We start from the raw sequence: 15,669 nt of genomic DNA, 5'->3' as shown, positions 1-15,669 counted from the left end.
AGGAGACGCGCTCCCGTGGCCGTGTCAGCCGTCGAGGGAGGTCATCACGTGCTTGATACGCGTGTAGTCGTCGAAGCCGTACGCCGAGAGGTCCTTGCCATAGCCGGACTTCTTGAAGCCGCCGTGGGGCATCTCCGCGACCAGCGGAATGTGGGTGTTGATCCATACACAGCCGAAGTCCAGCGACTTCGACATCCGCATCGCCCGCCCGTGGTCCTTGGTCCACACCGAGGAGGCGAGGGCGTACTCGACACCGTTGGCATATTCCAGCGCCTGCGCCTCGTCCGTGAAGGACTGGACGGTGATGACCGGGCCGAAGACCTCGTTCTGGATGATCTCGTCGTCCTGCTTGAGGCCCGAGACGACGGTCGGGGCGTAGAAGTAGCCCTTGTCGCCGACCTGGTGGCCGCCGGCCTCGACCTTGGCGTGGGCGGGCAGCCGCTCGATGAAGCCGGAGACCTGCTTCAGCTGGTTGGCGTTGTTGAGCGGGCCGTACAGCACGTCCTCGTCGTCCGCGGCGCCGGTCTTCGTGTCGGCGGCGGCCTTCGCGAGCGCCGTCACGAACTCGTCGTGGATCGACTCGTGGACGAGGACGCGGGTGGCGGCCGTACAGTCCTGTCCGGCGTTGAAGTAGCCCGCCACCGCGATGTCCTCGACGGCCTTGGCGATGTCGACGTCCTCGAAGACGACGACCGGCGCCTTGCCGCCCAGCTCCAGATGGACGCGCTTGACGTCCTTGGCCGCCGACTCGGCGACCTGCATGCCGGCCCGCACGGAACCGGTGATCGAGGCCATCGCCGGGATCGGGTGCTCGACCATCGCACGGCCAGTGTCGCGGTCGCCGCAGATGACGTTGAAGACGCCCTTGGGGACGATCGCGCCGATGATCTCGGCCATCAGCGTGGTCGAGGCCGGAGTGGTGTCCGACGGCTTGAGCACCACGGTGTTGCCTGCGGCGAGGGCCGGCGCGAACTTCCACACGGCCATCATCATCGGGTAGTTCCACGGCGCGACCTGCGCGCAGACACCAACCGGCTCGCGGCGGACGATGGAGGTGAGCCCCTCCATGTACTCCCCGGCCGAGCGGCCTTCGAGCATCCGGGCGGCGCCCGCGAAGAAGCGGATCTGGTCCACCATCGGCGGGAGCTCTTCGGTACGGGTCAGCTCCAGCGGCTTGCCGGTGTTCTCGGACTCGGCGGCGATCAGATCCTCCGCCCGCTCCTCGAAGGCGTCCGCGATCTTGAGCAGTACCTTCTGGCGTTCCGCCGGAGTGGTGTCGCGCCAGGCCGGGAACGCCGCCGCGGCGGCCTCCATGGCGGCGTCGACGTCGGCCTGCCCCGAGAGTGGGGAGGTGGCGTACACCTCGCCCGTGGCCGGGTTGACCACCTCGATGGTCCGCCCGTCCGCGGCGTCCCGGAACTCTCCGTTGATGTAGTTACGCAGCCGGCGCAGCTCGGTGGTCACTGCCACCCCTCCTGTCGGAAGTTACGTATCGGAATGTCCGATGGGTGAGACACCCACCTTAATCGGTCGGTCGACGCTTTCGACAGGCCGACCCCTCCACAACTTCGGATTCGGTAAGATTCGGTCGCCTCAACAACGAATTTCATCGCTACAGGGTTGCGGGACGGGCGAGTCGCAGTGCACAGTGAGGCGCGTGGCCAGCCGTAGCGCGGACTCCAGACCAGAGTCCAGGACAGATTCCAGGACCGGGAACGGATCATCGCCGTCCATCGATGCCGTGTCCCTCGCCATCATCGAGCAGCTCCAGGAGGACGGGCGGCGCCCGTACGCCGCGATCGGCAAGGCCGTGGGCCTCTCCGAGGCGGCCGTGCGCCAGCGCGTCCAGAAACTGCTCGATCAGGGCGTGATGCAGATCGTCGCCGTGACCGACCCGCTCACCGTGGGTTTCCGGCGCCAGGCGATGGTCGGCATCCATGTCGAGGGCGATCTGGATCCCGTCGCGGACGCGCTGTCGGCCATGGACGAGTGCGAGTACGTGGTGATGACCGCGGGCTCGTTCGACCTGATGGTGGAGGTCGTCTGCGAGGACGACGACCACCTGCTGGACGTGATCAACAAACGGATCCGCGCGCTCCCCGGCGTGCGATCCACCGAGAGCTTCGTCTACCTCAAGTTGAAGAAGCAGACCTACATGTGGGGAACCCGATAGCCGTGAGCAAGGACCTCTCCAAGACCGCGTACGACCACCTGTGGATGCACTTCACCCGCATGTCGTCGTACGAGAACGCACCCGTGCCCACCATCGTGCGTGGTGAGGGCACCTACATCTACGACGACCAGGGCAAGCGCTATCTGGACGGTCTTTCGGGACTGTTCGTGGTCAACGCCGGGCACGGCCGCCACGAACTGGCCGAGACCGCCTACAAGCAGGCGCAGGAGCTGGCCTTCTTCCCGGTCTGGTCGTACGCGCACCCCAAGGCCGTCGAGCTGGCCGAGCGGCTTGCCCACTACGCGCCGGGCGACCTCAACAAGGTCTTCTTCACCACGGGCGGCGGCGAGGCGGTCGAGACCGCCTGGAAGCTCGCCAAGCAGTACTTCAAGCTGACCGGGAAGCCGACCAAGCACAAGGTCATCTCGCGCGCCGTCGCCTACCACGGCACACCGCAGGGAGCCCTGTCCATCACCGGTCTGCCGGCCCTGAAGGCGCCGTTCGAGCCGCTGGTCCCGGGCGCGCACAAGGTCCCGAACACCAACATCTACCGCGCCCCGATCCACGGCGACGACCCCGAGGCCTTCGGCCGCTGGGCCGCCGAACAGATCGAGCAGCAGATCCTCTTCGAGGGCCCCGAGACGGTCGCGGCGGTCTTCCTGGAGCCGGTGCAGAACGCGGGCGGCTGTTTCCCCCCGCCGCCCGGGTACTTCCAGCGGGTCCGCGAGATCTGCGACCAGTACGACGTCCTGCTCGTCTCCGACGAGGTCATCTGCGCCTTCGGCCGGCTCGGCACGATGTTCGCGTGCGACAAGTTCGGCTACGTACCGGACATGATCACCTGCGCCAAGGGCATGACCTCGGGCTACTCCCCGATCGGCGCGTGCGTCGTCTCCGACCGGATCGCCGAGCCGTTCTACGAGGGTGACAACACCTTCCTGCACGGCTACACCTTCGGCGGCCATCCGGTCTCGGCGGCGGTCGGTCTCGCCAACCTCGACATCTTCGAGCGCGAGGGCCTGAACCAGCACGTCCTGGACAACGAGTCCGCCTTCTTCGACACGCTCAGCAAGCTGCACGATCTGCCGATCGTCGGCGACGTGCGCGGCAACGGCTTCTTCTACGGCATCGAGCTGGTGAAGGACAAGGCCACCAAGGAGACGTTCACGGACGAGGAGACCGAACGCGTCCTGTACGGCTTCCTCTCCAAGAAGCTGTACGAGAGCGGTCTGTACTGCCGGGCCGACGACCGCGGCGACCCGGTCGTACAGCTGGCGCCGCCGCTGATCTCCGACCAGTCGACGTTCAACGAGATCGAGGGAATCCTGCGGTCCGTGCTGACGGAGGCATGGACCAAGCTCTGAGAGTGACGATCTCTCACAGGTGCCTCCGGGTGGTCCCGTCACCGGATCGACCGTACGGCACCCACCCCGCAGGACGGCCCGGGTGCCGCCTTTCGAGTGAGAAGGGCGGCACCCGGGCCGTGTGCTGTCCGTACTCCCGGCTTCGAATACCTACCGTGCCCTGTGACCGATCGTCGCAGCCTTCGTTCCCCCGAACGGGGGAGGTAAATCCGAACCGAGGTGTACGCCAATGGTGGCCCCACCCGACAACGACGTGCTCTGGGCGCGTTCACTGAACTACTCCCACAACGGCTCCCCCGCACTCGACAGCGTCTCGCTCGGTGTGCGCGAAGGGGAGATCCTCGCCGTGAGCGGCCCGCGCGGCAGCGGCAAGACGACTCTGCTGCAGTGCCTGTCGGGCCAGTTGGTGCCCCAGGAGGGCGAGGTCTGGTTCAACGACTCGCCGGTCCACACCATGAGCCCTCCGCTCCGCGAACAGCTGCGCCGCGACCGCTTCAGCTGGATCGGCCCGGAGCCGTCCCTCGTCCCCGAGCTCAACGCCTGGGAGAACGCGGCCCTGCCACTGCTGATGCTCGGCGCGCCCCAGCGCGCCGCCAAGACGGCGGCGATGGAGTGGCTGGAGCGCCTCGACATCGCCGACTGCGCCCGAAAGCGTCCCTACGCCCTGTACCAGGCCCAGCGGCAGCGCGTCGCCGTCGCCCGCGCACTGGTCACCACGCCCTCGGTGCTCTTCGCCGACGAGCCGACGGCGGCGCTGCATCTCTCGGACGGGGCACAGGTGCTGCGCACACTGACCACCGCGGCACGCTCGCACCGGATCACCGTCGTCCTCGCCACCCTGGACGAGGAACTCACGGCACTCGCCGACCGTACGGTCGCACTGGTGGACGGACGACGGGTCAACTCGACCCGGCCGTCCGAGACGGAAGGCCGGGCCGCGTGCTCGCTCTCCGTCTAAGCCTCGGCACGCACCCCATGGTCCTGCTGCGCCGGCTGCTGGTCGCCGCGTCCTCGGCCGGGGTCGGTTTCCTTCTGCTGTGCACGCTGGGCTGGGCACTGGACCATCCGGCCGGGTCCCAGTCGCGGCTGCTCTGGTGTCTGATCCCGCTGGCCGCCGCGGTGCAGTTCGCGGTGGCCACGGCCCGTACCGATCAGAGCACCCTGCCACGCTCCGGGCTGTCCGCGGTGGGCCTCGGGCCGTCCCGGCTCGCCGCGCTGGCCGCCTCGTCGACCGCCGTGACCTGCACGCTGGGCAGCGCGGTGGCGCTGCTGTTCTTCCTGCATCTGCGCGGTGATCTGACCGGGATGCCGTTCGACGGCGACGCCGCGAAACTGCTCGCCGCCGGCCGGCCACTGCCGCTGGGCGCGGTGCTGACGCTGCTGGCGGCGGTGCCGGTGGTGGCGACGGTGACGACCTGGCTGGCGCTGCGCACGCGCACCACGACCGGGCTCCGGCCCGCTCCCGTCAGGGCGCCGGCCCGGCCCGCCGTCGCCACGGCGTCGACCGCGGACGCGGACCCGGATCCGGCGTCCGACCAGGCCTTGGAGACGGCTGCGGCCGAGACCGCGGACGCGGCGAAGGCCCAGGACACCGTCGACGAGGAGGCTCGGGCCATGACGCCCGTACGGGTCCCCGACCCGGCACCGGCGCCGGCCGGTCTGCCGTGGGGCGTCGCGATCGCGGCGGCGGGGCTCGCGGTCGAGACCTACGCGAGCCGGGGCGGTGGCGGCACCCCGCCGCCGCTGCCGGGCCACTTCGACGGCAGTTCGGCCGGAGTGCTGGCGGGCTGGGCGCTGACGGCGATCGGCCTGGCCCTGGCCGGACCGGGGATCACCCACCTCTGTGGCCTGCTGCTCCAGGCCATGCGCCCCGGGGCGGTCCGGCTGTTGGCGGGCCGCACGCTGATGGCCGAGGCACGCCGTATCGGGCGCCCGCTGGGTGTGCTGTGCGCGGTGGTCTCGGGCGCGTTCGCCGCGGCGTCCCTGTACGGGCCGGGTGACGAACGGCCCTTCGGCCCGCTCACCGGCCTCGGCGCCGCCCTGGTCATCGGCTGTACGGCGGCCACGGTCCTGACGGCGTTCCTGGAGGCCAGACAGGCCCGCTTCGCCACCACCGAGTCGCTGTACCGGCTCGGCGCCCCCGCCACGCTCCTGCGTACGGCGGCGGCGGTGCGGGCGACCACGATCCTCGTGGTGTTCGCACCGCTGACCTGGGCGGTGGCGGCCCTGGCGGCGATCCCGCTGACCACCTGAGCGACGCCGCTGCCGGAACCGGCCGTGCCCCGCCCGAGCGCGGGGCACGGCCGGTTCCCGCTGTCCGGGGCCGGGGCCGGTGCCGAGGCCGACCGCTCGGGGTACGCGGGCCGGGGGCCGGGCCTCAACTCCCCGCAGGCCACGCCCTATCGTGACCCCATGCCGAACGACGCAGCGTCTCCCGCGCACGCCCAGGACCGCGAGATCGAGTCCCTTGACGAGTTCGACCGGGTCGTCCGGGCCGGAACGCTCGGCGGATACCGGGTGCAGTCCGTCGATCTGACGGCCCGTACGCCCGAACTGCTCCGCACCGACACCGCCGACGCGGTCTTCCTGGGCTGTCCCATGGAGCCCCGTGCCGCCGACAAGGTACGGGCCGACGGCGCCATGGTCTTCCCGCCCGTTCCCCATCTCCCGTTCGATCCGTACCGGGGCTTCGTCTACTCGCCCGACCACCTCTTCGAGGGGCTGGCGGAGGGCGGTTACGAGGCCACGCCCGACGCCCGCGCGTACGCGTGGTTCCAGCGGACGACGTCGGACGGCGACATCCTCGCGTCCATGCTGCGCGCGGTGCACGACGACGCGATCTCCGACGCCCTGGACGAACTCCTGGTGGGCGCCCGGGTGGTGGGCGTGATGGGCGGCCACGCGATGGCGCGCGGCACCGACGCGTACGCCGGCGCGGCCCGGCTCGGCCGCTCGCTCACCCGTTCCGGACTGACCGTGGCGACCGGCGGCGGCCCCGGTGCCATGGAGGCCGCGAACCTCGGCGCGTACGCGGCGGCCCACCCCGACGAGATGCTGGACGAGGCGCTCGGCATCCTCGCGCAAGCACCGTCGTTCGTCCCCTCCATATCCGACTGGGCGCGGGCGGCCTTCGACATACGCGCGCGCTGGCCCAAGGGCGAGGCCTCGATCGGGATCCCCACCTGGTTCTACGGTCATGAGCCGCCCAACGCCTTCGCGGCGCACATCGCCAAGTACTTCGCCAACGCCACCCGCGAGGACGGCCTGCTGGCACGCTCCAACGCGGGGGTGATCTTCCTGCCGGGCGCGGCGGGCACGGTCCAGGAGATCTTCGACAACGCGACGCCGAACTACTACGAGTCGCGCGGCGAACCGACCCCGATGGTCCTGGTCGACCGGGCCCACTGGACGGAGCGACTGCCGGCCTGGCCGCTGCTGACGGCGCTCGCGCGAGAACGCCGGATGGAGTCCCGTATCGCGCTCGTCGACACGGTGGACGAGGCACCGGCGGCGCTCGCCCGGCTCGCGGCGGGCTGAGCAGCGCGCCTGCCGACGACTCAGCCGAGCAGTGCGGCCGCCGTGGCCTCCCGACAGACGATGCACAGGCCCTCCACCTCCGGGCCGCCCCCGCGGGTGCGGCCTGGCACCGCGGCGCCATGACCCGCGAGGTAATCGACGTGGCGGTGCGGCGCGCGGCAGGCTCGTCCTCGCAGGGCCCGTACGGGCTCGACGCGGCCACAGGGAGACGACGAGATGACCGACAGCGCGACCACCTTGCGTACCGACCACACCGGCACCGGCCACACCGGCACCGGCCACGCGGACACCGACCGGACCCGCGCCACCGTCCAGGAACTGCTGCGCCGTATCGCGGAGGGCGATCCCGGCCGGATCGCCGCCCTCTTCGCCGAACGGGTCGACTGGCACATCGCCGAGAACCCCGCCGTCCCGTGGATCCGGCCGCGCGCCACCCGCGCCGATGTCGCGGACCACTTCCGTGAACTGGCCGAGGGCCAGAGCCCCGATCCGGCCGCCGGTTCGGTCGACGCGCTCGTCGTGGAGGGCACGGAGGCGATGCTCAGCGGCACGCTCGCCGGGACGGTACGGTCCACCGGCAAGACGTTCCGCTCGCCCTTCGCGTTGCGGCTGACCGTCGAGGACGGCCTGATCACCGGCTATCGCGTCTACGAGGACAGCTTGGCCATCGCCGCCGCCTGCACGCCCGGTCGGTCCTGAGCGGCCAGCACCACCACGTCCTCGGCGGCGAAGGCGACACCCACCTCCGCCCCCTCCTCCGGCGCGTCGCGCAGCGGGCACTCGGCCTCGATGTCCGGCGCGCCGACGGGCCCGTCGGGCCGTAGCAGCACGGTGACCCGGCCGCCGGTGAAAGTGCGCGCCCCGACCGTGCAGCGCAGCCCTTCGCCGGGGGCCACGAGACGTACGCCGGCGGGCCGTATCAGCACCGTCCGCTCGCCCTGGGCCGATCCGTCGGGGACCGGGATCCTGCCCCAGACCGTGTCGGCGCCCGAGCCCTTCACGGTCGCGTCCACGACATTGTCGAAGCCGAGGAACCGCGCGACGAAGGCGGAGGCGGGCCGCTGCCAGACCTCCAGCGGCGTGCCGGTCTGGGCGATACGGCCGTCGCGCATCACCACCACCCGGTCGGCGAGCGCGAAGGCCTCGCCCTGGTCATGGGTGACGGCGAGGACGGTCGTGCCCAACCGTCCGAACAGGCCGCGCAGTTCGACCACGAGCCGTTCGCGCAGACCTCGGTCCAGCTGGCCGAGCGGTTCGTCCAGCATCAGCAGCCGCGGGCTCGGCGCGAGCGCGCGTGCCAGGGCGACCCGCTGCTGTTCGCCGCCGGACAGCTCGGCGACGGCCCGGCCGCCGGCCCCCGGCAGTCCGACGAGGTCGAGCAACTCCTCGACCCGGCGGGCCTGTTCGTCCCGGGCGGCGCCGCGCATCCGCAGGCCGAAGGCGACATTGCCGCGCACGTCACGGTGGGGGAAGAGCTGGTGGTCCTGGAACATCAGGCCGACCCCGCGCCGGTGTACGGGGACCCCCGACTGATCGGCGCCGTCGAGTGAAACCCGTCCGCCGGCCGGCGCCTGGAGACCGGCGACCACCCGCAGCAGCGTCGACTTGCCGCTGCCGCTCGGCCCGAGCACACAGACGGTCTCGTGCTCGGCGATCTCCAGATCCACCGCGTCGAGCGCGGTGCGGGCGCCGAACCGTACGGTCACGTCCGACAGGGTCAGCAGGGCCATCAGAACTCTCCCGAGCGGTCGGTACGGATACGTTCCAGCAACAGCAGCGACACCGCGCACACCACCATCAGGACCGTGGAAAGGGCCATCGCCTGCCCGTAGTTCAGCTCGCCGGGCCGTCCCAGCAGCCGGGCCACGGCCACCGGCAGCGTCGGCCGGTCCGGTCGCGCGATGAAGACCGTCGCGCCGAACTCGCCGAGCGAGACGGCGAACGCGAACCCGGCGGCGACCAGCGACGCCCGCCGTACCATCGGCAGATCCACCTCCCGCCAGGCGCGCAGCGGCGACGCCCCGAGGACGGCCGCCGCCTCACGCAGCCGCCCGTCCACCGCGCGCAGCACCGGCAGCATGGTCCGTACCACGAAGGGAACCCCCACCAGTGCCTGGGCGAGTGGCACCAGGATCCAGGAGGCGCGCAGATCCAGCGGCGGTTTGTCGAGCGTGATCAGGAAGCCGAAGCCGACGGTCACGGCCGACACCCCGAGCGGCAGCATCAGCAGCGCGTCGAAGCCCCGTACGAGACGGCCCGCGCGCCGGGTGAGCGCGGCGGCGGCCAGTCCGCCCACCACCAGCGCGATGACGGTCGCGACGAGCGCGTACCGCAGGGAGTTCCAGACCGCCTCCAGCGGCGGTACGAGGAAGGTGCCGCCGCTGGAATCCACCGAACCGAGGGCCCGGTAGAAGTCGAGTCCATACCCGCCGGAACCGCTCAGAGAGCGTTCGACGAGGCCCCCCAACGGCACCAGGATCAGCAGCAGTACGGTACCGAGCACCCCGCCGAGCAGCGCCCACTGCCCGGCTCCGCGCGGCCGGCGGGCGGTCAGCGCGGGGTCGACCAGCCGCAGGGCGCCCTCCCGCTTCCGTACGGTCCAGGCGTGCACCGCGAGGACCGCGCCGACCGCCGCGAACTGCACCAGCGTGAGGACGGCGGCGGTGGGCAGATCGAGGAGCTGCGCGGTCTGCCGGTAGATCTCCACCTCCAGGGTGGCGAAGCCGGGGCCGCCCAGGATCTGTACGACCCCGAAGGAGGTGAAGGTGAAGAGGAAGACCATCAGCGCGGCGGCCGCGACGGCGGGGCCGAGGGCCGGCAGGGTCACCCGCCACCAGGCGGCGACCCGTCCGGCGCCGAGCACCCGCGCCGCTTCCTCCTGGCGCGGGTCGAGCTGCGCCCACAGGCCGCCCACCGTCCTGACGACCACCGCGTAGTTGAAGAAGACATGCGCGAGGAGGATCGCCCAGACGGAGGTGTCGAGCCGTAGGCCCCACAGGTCGTCGAGGAGTCCGCCGCGCCCGAGCAGCGCCAGGAAGGCGGTGCCGACGACCACGGTCGGCAGCACGAACGGGACGGTGACGACCGCGCGCAGCAGTTGTCTGCCGGGGAAGTCGAAACGTGCGAAGACATAGGCGCCCGGCAGCGCGATCAGCAGGGTGAGCGCGGTGGAGGCGAACGCCTGCCAGGTGGTGAACCACAGGACGTCGAGGATGTCCGGGCGGGTCAGTACGTCGCCGATCCGGCCGAACCGCCAGCCGTCGTCCGTCTTCAGTCCCCGGCCGAGGATCGCGGCCACCGGGTAAGCGAAGAAGAGCGCGAAGAAGGCGACGGGCAGGGCCATGAGGGCGAGCCGGACGGCGTTCGCGCGAACCCCGGCCCGGCCGCGCCCACCGGCCCGACCGCGCCCACCCGGGCCACGCCCGCCCCGATCTCGCCCAGCCCGCCCGCCGCTCGGCGTCCTCGGTGTTACTTCACTACGAGTGAGGACCACGACTGGATCCACTGCTCACGGTGGGCGGCGATCGTCCCGGGCGCCACGGTCCCGGGCGTGTCGACGGTCGCGCCGAACTTCGTGAACAGCTCCGGCAGCGCGATGTCCTTGACCACGGGGTTGACGAACATGTTCAGCGGCATGTCCGCCTGGAACTTCTCGCCGATCAGAAAGTCCAGCAGCGCCTTGCCGCCGGCCTCGTTCTTCGCGCCGTTCAGCAGGCCGGCGAACTCGGTCTGCCGGAAGCAGGTGCCGGTGGCGACCCCGGTCGGCGCTTCCTCGGGCCGTGGCTCGGCGTACAGCACCTCGACCGGCGGGCTGGAGGCGTACGAGACGACGAGCGGCCGGTCGGCGTTGGCCTTCTTGCCGCCGGCGGACCCGGAGAAGGTGTCGTTGTAGGCCTGCTCCCAGCTGTCCACGACCTGGACGCCGTTGTCCTTCAGCTTCTTCCAGTAGTCCTGCCAGCCGTTGTCGCCGTAGCGCGCGACCGTGCCGAGGAGGAACCCGAGGCCGGGTGAGGAGGTGGCGGCGTTCTCGGTGACGAGCAGGTTCTTGTACTGGGGCTTGATCAGATCGTCGAAGGTGCGCGGCGGCGCCAGCTTCTTGTCCGCGAAGTACTTCTTGTCGTAGTTCACACAGATGTCGCCGGTGTCGACCGGGGTGACGCGGTTCTTGTCCTTGTCGAGGCGCGCGCTCTCCTCGACACGGTCCAGGCCCTTCGCCTCGTACTGCGTGAACAGCCCGTTGTCGAGGGCGCGGGAGAGCAGGGTGTTGTCGACACCGAAGAAGACATCGCCCTGGGGCGAACCCTTCGTCAGGATCTCCTTGTTGAGTGCCTCGCCGGCGTCGCCGCTCTTCAGCACCTTGACCGTGTACCCGGTCTCCTTGGTGAACTCCTCCAGCACGGCGGGCGAGGCGTTGAACGAGTCATGGCTGACGAGGGTGACGGTCCTCGACCGCGAACCGCCGTCGCCATCGGCGGACGACGGGGAACCGTCGGACCCGGCGCAGGCGGCGAGCGCCGAGACACCGAGCGCGGCGGCGAGCGCGCCGGCGGCGGCCCTTCTCGTACGGGTACGGGTACTGCTCACTGACTTTCCTCCTGGGATGTCCAGGAGAAGACGCGGCCCTGCCCGGGGTCCGTACCGGCGGACTCCGGGCAGGGCGCTACAGCTTGAGTGGTGTCCGAACTTCCTACCCAGAATGACCTGGGCAAGGTTCAGAGGGTCTGCGACCGCTGCCCGCTCCCACGGACATGTGCCGCACTCTCAGCGCTGTGGCGCTCCCCTGTCGGAAAATATGCAATGCGTTCAGGCCAAGGTTACCCCCCTGGCGTCGCACAGGCTCCTACCGCTCCGAGGCGGCCAACTGTCCGCACGCTCCGTCGATCTCCTGACCCCGCGTGTCCCGTACGGTCACCGGCACACCATGGGCCGCGATCGCCTCGACGAACGCCTTCTCGTCCTCGGGACGCGACGCCGTCCACTTCGAGCCGGGCGTCGGGTTGAGCGGGATCAGATTGACGTGCACCCGCTTGCCCTTGAGCAGTCGGCCGAGCCGGTCGCCGCGCCACGCCTGGTCGTTGATGTCGCGGATCAGCGCGTACTCGATGGAGACCCGGCGGCCGGACTTCTCCGCGTACTCCCAGGCCGCGTCGAGTACTTCCCGCACCTTCCACCGCGTATTGACCGGGACGAGAGTGTCGCGCAGCTCGTCGTCGGGCGCGTGCAGGGAGACCGCGAGCCGGCACTTGAAGCCCTCGTCGGCGAAGCGCAGCATCGCGGGCACCAGACCGACCGTCGAGACGGTGATCCCGCGCTGCGAGAGCCCCAGACCGTCCGGCTCGGGATCGGTCAGCCGGCGGATCGCCCCGACCACCCGCTTGTAGTTGGCGAGCGGCTCGCCCATCCCCATGAAGACGATGTTGGACAGCCGCGAAGGACCGCCGGGGACCTCGCCGTCGCGCAGCGCGCGCATCCCGTCGACGATCTGGTGCACGATCTCGGCGGTGGAGAGGTTACGGTCCAGACCGGCCTGGCCGGTGGCGCAGAAGGGACAGTTCATCCCGCAGCCCGCCTGCGAGGAAATGCACATGGTGACCCGGTCCGGGTAGCGCATCAGCACCGACTCGACGAGGGTGCCGTCATGCAGCCGCCAGAGGGTCTTACGGGTGGTGTCGTCGTCGCACGAGATGTGCCGTACCACCGACATCAGCTCGGGCAGCAGCTCCGTGGCGAGCTTCTGGCGCGCGGCGGCCGGGATGTCGGTCCACTGCTCGGGGTCGTGCGCGTACCGCGCGAAGTAGTGCTGTGACAGCTGCTTGGCGCGGAACGGCTTCTCGCCGGTCGCGGCGACGGCCTCGCGACGCTCGTCGGGGGTGAGGTCGGCGAGATGCCGCGGGGGCTTCTTGGCTCCGCGGGGCGCGACGAAAGTGAGTTCTCCGGGTGTCGGCGGGGCCATGAAAAACCATATCTCCTCGGTGCGGCGAGGCCGGGCGCCCCCCGCCGTGGCGGGGAGTACGGCAGGACTGTGCCGGTGCCGGGAGACCTCACGGGAGCGGCTTCACAGCCGCGGGGCTCAAAAGGGCCCGCCACCCGTGAGCGGCGAGCCCTTTCAGAGTAACCGGTACCGCTCAGCCCGAGCCCACGAAGAGGACCAGCAGCAGCCAGACCACCGGCGCCGTGGGCAGAAGGGAGTCCAGCCGGTCCATGATTCCGCCGTGGCCGGGCAGCAGTGTGCCCATGTCCTTGATGCCGAGATCCCGCTTGATCATGGACTCGCCGAGATCACCGAGGGTGGCACTGGCCGCGACCGCGAGACCCAGCAGCAGACCCTGCCACCAGAGTCCGTCGTCGATCAGGAACTCCATGCAGAGGGCGCCCGCCGCCATCGCGAAGACGACGGCTCCGGCCAGCCCCTCCCTGGTCTTGCCGGGGCTGATACGGGGCGCCAGCTTGTGGGTGCCGAAGCGCCAGCCGACCGCGTACGCGCCCGTATCGCTGACGACCGTCAGCACGAGGAACATCAGCACGCGCCAGGGACCGTCGTGCGCCGTGAGCATCATCGCGACGAAGGTGGCCAGGAACGGTACGTAGAACGCGGCGAAGACCCCCGCCGTGACATCTCTGAGATAGCCCTCGGGCGGCTCCGTCATCCGCCAGATCAGCACCGCGAGCGCGGTGAGGGCCATCGCGACCCAGGCACCCTCCGCCCCCCGCGCGTATCCGGCGATGACCATCGCGGCGCCGCCGACGGCCAGCGGGACGAGCGGCGCCTTGATGCCCTTCTTCTCGTCGAGCCGTGAGGTCAGCTCCCACAGCCCGATCACCACCGCGACCGCTATGACACCGATGAAGACGGCCTTGACGATGAAGAGCGAGGCCGCGACCACCGCGCCGAGCCCGATGCCGACCCCTATGGCCGCGCGCAGATCACGTCCGGCCCGCTTCTTCGGCGGGGGAGGCGTAGGCGCTGCCATGGGCTCCTGCGGAGTCTTGTCACGGAACAGGGGGCCGCCCGGCCGAGCGGCCCCCCGGTCGTCACGCTGGTCCCCGTTGTCGGCGGGTCCGTCGGGCACGATGGGCATGGGCCGAGTCTGCTGTGCGGGATGCTCATCGTATGCGGGACCCGCCGGAAGGACCCCCGGGTCGGTCGGTCCCCAGTATCCGGCTGTCGACGAGGCTCCCCGGAAAGAGTCGTTCATCAGACTTCGAGCAGCTCGGCTTCCTTGTGCTTGAGCAGCTCGTCCACCTGCGCGACATACTTCGCGGTGGTGTCGTCGAGCTCCTTCTCGGCGCGGCGGCCCTCGTCCTCGCCGACCTCGCCGTCCTTGATCAGCTTGTCGATGGTCTCCTTGGCCTTGCGGCGGACCGCGCGGATCGAGATCCTCGAATCCTCGGCCTTGGTCTTGGCGACCTTGATGAACTCCTTGCGGCGGTCCTGCGTCAGCTCGGGGAACACCACCCGGATGATGTTGCCGTCGTTGCTCGGATTGACGCCGAGGTCGGAGTCGCGGATCGCCTGCTCGATATTGCGCAGCGCGCTCTTGTCGAACGGGGTCACCACGGCCATCCGCGCCTCGGGCACGGCGAACGAGGCCAGCTGGTTGATCGGGGTCAGGGCACCGTAGTAGTCCGCCACGATCTTGTTGAACATCGCCGGGTGCGCCCGCCCTGTGCGGATCGCGGCGAAGTCGTCTTTGGCGACCAGGACGGCCTTCTCCATCTTCTCCTCGGCCTCGAGGAGGGTCTCTTCGATCACCACTTGCTCCTGCGTGTCTTGAGTGGGCCCGGCGTACGAATCGGCCGGCGGAACCTGCGTCGCGTCTTGTCCTGCACGGTGTCCGACCGGCAGGGCTTTGTCCATCCCCGTACGGGGCAGCCCCGGATCAGCTCCGGGTGCCCTGGTCGCTCACGAGTGTGCCGATCTTCTCACCCTTGACCGCACGCGCGATATTGCCTTCCTTCAGCAATTCGAAGACGAGGATCGGCAGCTTGTTGTCCTGGCACAGCGTGATGGCGGTCATGTCGGCGACGCGAAGATCACCGGCGATCACCTCGCCGTACTCCAGGGCGTCGAACTTGACCGCGGCGGGGTTGGTCTTGGGGTCGGAGTCGTACACCCCGTCGACCCCGTTCTTCCCCATCAACAATGCCTCGGCATCGATTTCCAGCGCACGCTGGGCGGCCGTGGTGTCCGTCGAGAAGTACGGCATGCCCATACCGGCGCCGAAGATCACGACGCGGCCCTTCTCCAGGTGGCGCACGGCGCGGAGGGGGATGTAGGGCTCCGCGACCTGGCCCATGGTGATGGCGGTCTGGACCCGGGAGTCGATGCCCTCCTTCTCCAGGAAGTCCTGAAGGGCGAGGCAGTTCATGACCGTGCCGAGCATGCCCATGTAGTCGGAGCGCGCCCGGTCCATGCCGCGCTGCTGGAGTTCGGCGCCCCGGAAGAAGTTGCCCCCGCCGATGACGACCGCGATCTGGGCGCCGTCACGGACGACGGCGGCGATCTCGCGGGCGATGGCGTGGACGACATCGGGGTCGACGCCGAGCGCTCCCCGGCCGGCGAACGCCTCACCGGACAGCTTCAGCATGAAGCGG

The 15,669-nt window shown here is 70.3% G+C and carries 14 protein-coding genes; 6 read left to right on the top strand and 8 right to left on the bottom strand.

From position 1 onward, the window contains the following. Positions 1-24 precede the first annotated feature (24 nt). On the bottom strand, positions 25-1,464 hold the full coding sequence (locus ABTZ59_RS10495; protein WP_351393800.1) for a gamma-aminobutyraldehyde dehydrogenase: 1,440 nt from the start codon (positions 1,462-1,464) through the stop codon (positions 25-27). A gap of 193 nt (positions 1,465-1,657) precedes the next feature. Between ABTZ59_RS10495 and ABTZ59_RS10490 the strand changes: the two genes are divergently transcribed. The 6 genes from ABTZ59_RS10490 to ABTZ59_RS10465 all read left to right on the top strand — a co-directional run bounded on the left by ABTZ59_RS10490 (position 1,658) and on the right by ABTZ59_RS10465 (position 7,773). After that, positions 1,658-2,173 carry an Lrp/AsnC family transcriptional regulator gene (locus ABTZ59_RS10490; protein WP_351393797.1) on the top strand — a complete coding sequence of 172 codons (516 nt, stop codon included), beginning with the start codon at positions 1,658-1,660 and terminating at the stop codon, positions 2,171-2,173. After that, a complete protein-coding gene (locus tag ABTZ59_RS10485) occupies positions 2,158-3,537 on the top strand; it encodes an aspartate aminotransferase family protein (RefSeq protein ID WP_351393794.1) in 1,380 nt (459 codons plus the stop codon). The genes ABTZ59_RS10490 and ABTZ59_RS10485 overlap by 16 nt, the downstream gene beginning before the upstream one ends. Before the next feature lie 229 nt (positions 3,538-3,766). Beyond that, positions 3,767-4,495: an ABC transporter ATP-binding protein gene (locus ABTZ59_RS10480; protein ID WP_351393791.1), complete on the top strand. Its 729-nt coding sequence runs from the start codon at positions 3,767-3,769 to the stop codon at positions 4,493-4,495. After that, positions 4,477-5,790, top strand: a complete 1,314-nt coding sequence (locus ABTZ59_RS10475; RefSeq protein WP_351393788.1) for a hypothetical protein — start codon at positions 4,477-4,479, stop codon at positions 5,788-5,790. The genes ABTZ59_RS10480 and ABTZ59_RS10475 overlap by 19 nt, the downstream gene beginning before the upstream one ends. A gap of 159 nt (positions 5,791-5,949) precedes the next feature. Beyond that, positions 5,950-7,074, top strand: a complete 1,125-nt coding sequence (locus tag ABTZ59_RS10470; protein ID WP_351393786.1) for an LOG family protein — start codon at positions 5,950-5,952, stop codon at positions 7,072-7,074. 216 nt (positions 7,075-7,290) lie between these two features. Beyond that, on the top strand, positions 7,291-7,773 hold the full coding sequence (locus tag ABTZ59_RS10465) for a nuclear transport factor 2 family protein (protein ID WP_351393783.1): 483 nt from the start codon (positions 7,291-7,293) through the stop codon (positions 7,771-7,773). Here the strand turns inward: ABTZ59_RS10465 and ABTZ59_RS10460 are convergent. The 7 genes from ABTZ59_RS10460 to pyrH all read right to left on the bottom strand — a co-directional run bounded on the left by ABTZ59_RS10460 (position 7,722) and on the right by pyrH (position 15,662). Continuing rightward, complete coding sequence (locus ABTZ59_RS10460; RefSeq protein ID WP_351393781.1) at positions 7,722-8,804, bottom strand: ABC transporter ATP-binding protein; 1,083 nt, start codon at positions 8,802-8,804, stop codon at positions 7,722-7,724. The genes ABTZ59_RS10465 and ABTZ59_RS10460 overlap by 52 nt on opposite strands. Next, on the bottom strand, positions 8,804-10,417 hold the full coding sequence (locus tag ABTZ59_RS10455) for an ABC transporter permease (RefSeq protein ID WP_351393778.1): 1,614 nt from the start codon (positions 10,415-10,417) through the stop codon (positions 8,804-8,806). The genes ABTZ59_RS10460 and ABTZ59_RS10455 overlap by 1 nt, the downstream gene beginning before the upstream one ends. A gap of 125 nt (positions 10,418-10,542) precedes the next feature. Then, positions 10,543-11,658 carry a thiamine ABC transporter substrate-binding protein gene (locus ABTZ59_RS10450; RefSeq protein WP_351393775.1) on the bottom strand — a complete coding sequence of 372 codons (1,116 nt, stop codon included), beginning with the start codon at positions 11,656-11,658 and terminating at the stop codon, positions 10,543-10,545. Positions 11,659-11,914: 256 nt separating this feature from the next. Beyond that, on the bottom strand, positions 11,915-13,027 hold the full coding sequence (rlmN, locus tag ABTZ59_RS10445; RefSeq protein WP_351393772.1) for a dual-specificity RNA methyltransferase RlmN: 1,113 nt from the start codon (positions 13,025-13,027) through the stop codon (positions 11,915-11,917). 172 nt (positions 13,028-13,199) lie between these two features. Beyond that, the gene (locus tag ABTZ59_RS10440) at positions 13,200-14,270 is read right to left on the bottom strand and encodes a phosphatidate cytidylyltransferase (RefSeq protein WP_351393769.1); all 1,071 of its coding nucleotides are present in this window, start codon (positions 14,268-14,270) and stop codon (positions 13,200-13,202) included. Continuing rightward, complete coding sequence (gene frr / locus ABTZ59_RS10435; RefSeq protein ID WP_351393766.1) at positions 14,270-14,827, bottom strand: ribosome recycling factor; 558 nt, start codon at positions 14,825-14,827, stop codon at positions 14,270-14,272. The genes ABTZ59_RS10440 and frr overlap by 1 nt, the downstream gene beginning before the upstream one ends. A gap of 127 nt (positions 14,828-14,954) precedes the next feature. Beyond that, on the bottom strand, positions 14,955-15,662 hold the full coding sequence (gene pyrH, locus ABTZ59_RS10430) for a UMP kinase (RefSeq protein WP_503002564.1): 708 nt from the start codon (positions 15,660-15,662) through the stop codon (positions 14,955-14,957). Positions 15,663-15,669: the final 7 nt, after the last annotated feature.

It is taken from the genome of Streptomyces sp. NPDC094034, from assembly GCF_040303865.1.
Classification (GTDB): Bacteria; Actinomycetota; Actinomycetes; order Streptomycetales; family Streptomycetaceae; genus Streptomyces.
Note: the sequence above shows the minus strand (reverse complement) of the source record. Positions and strands in the feature narration are given on the sequence as shown.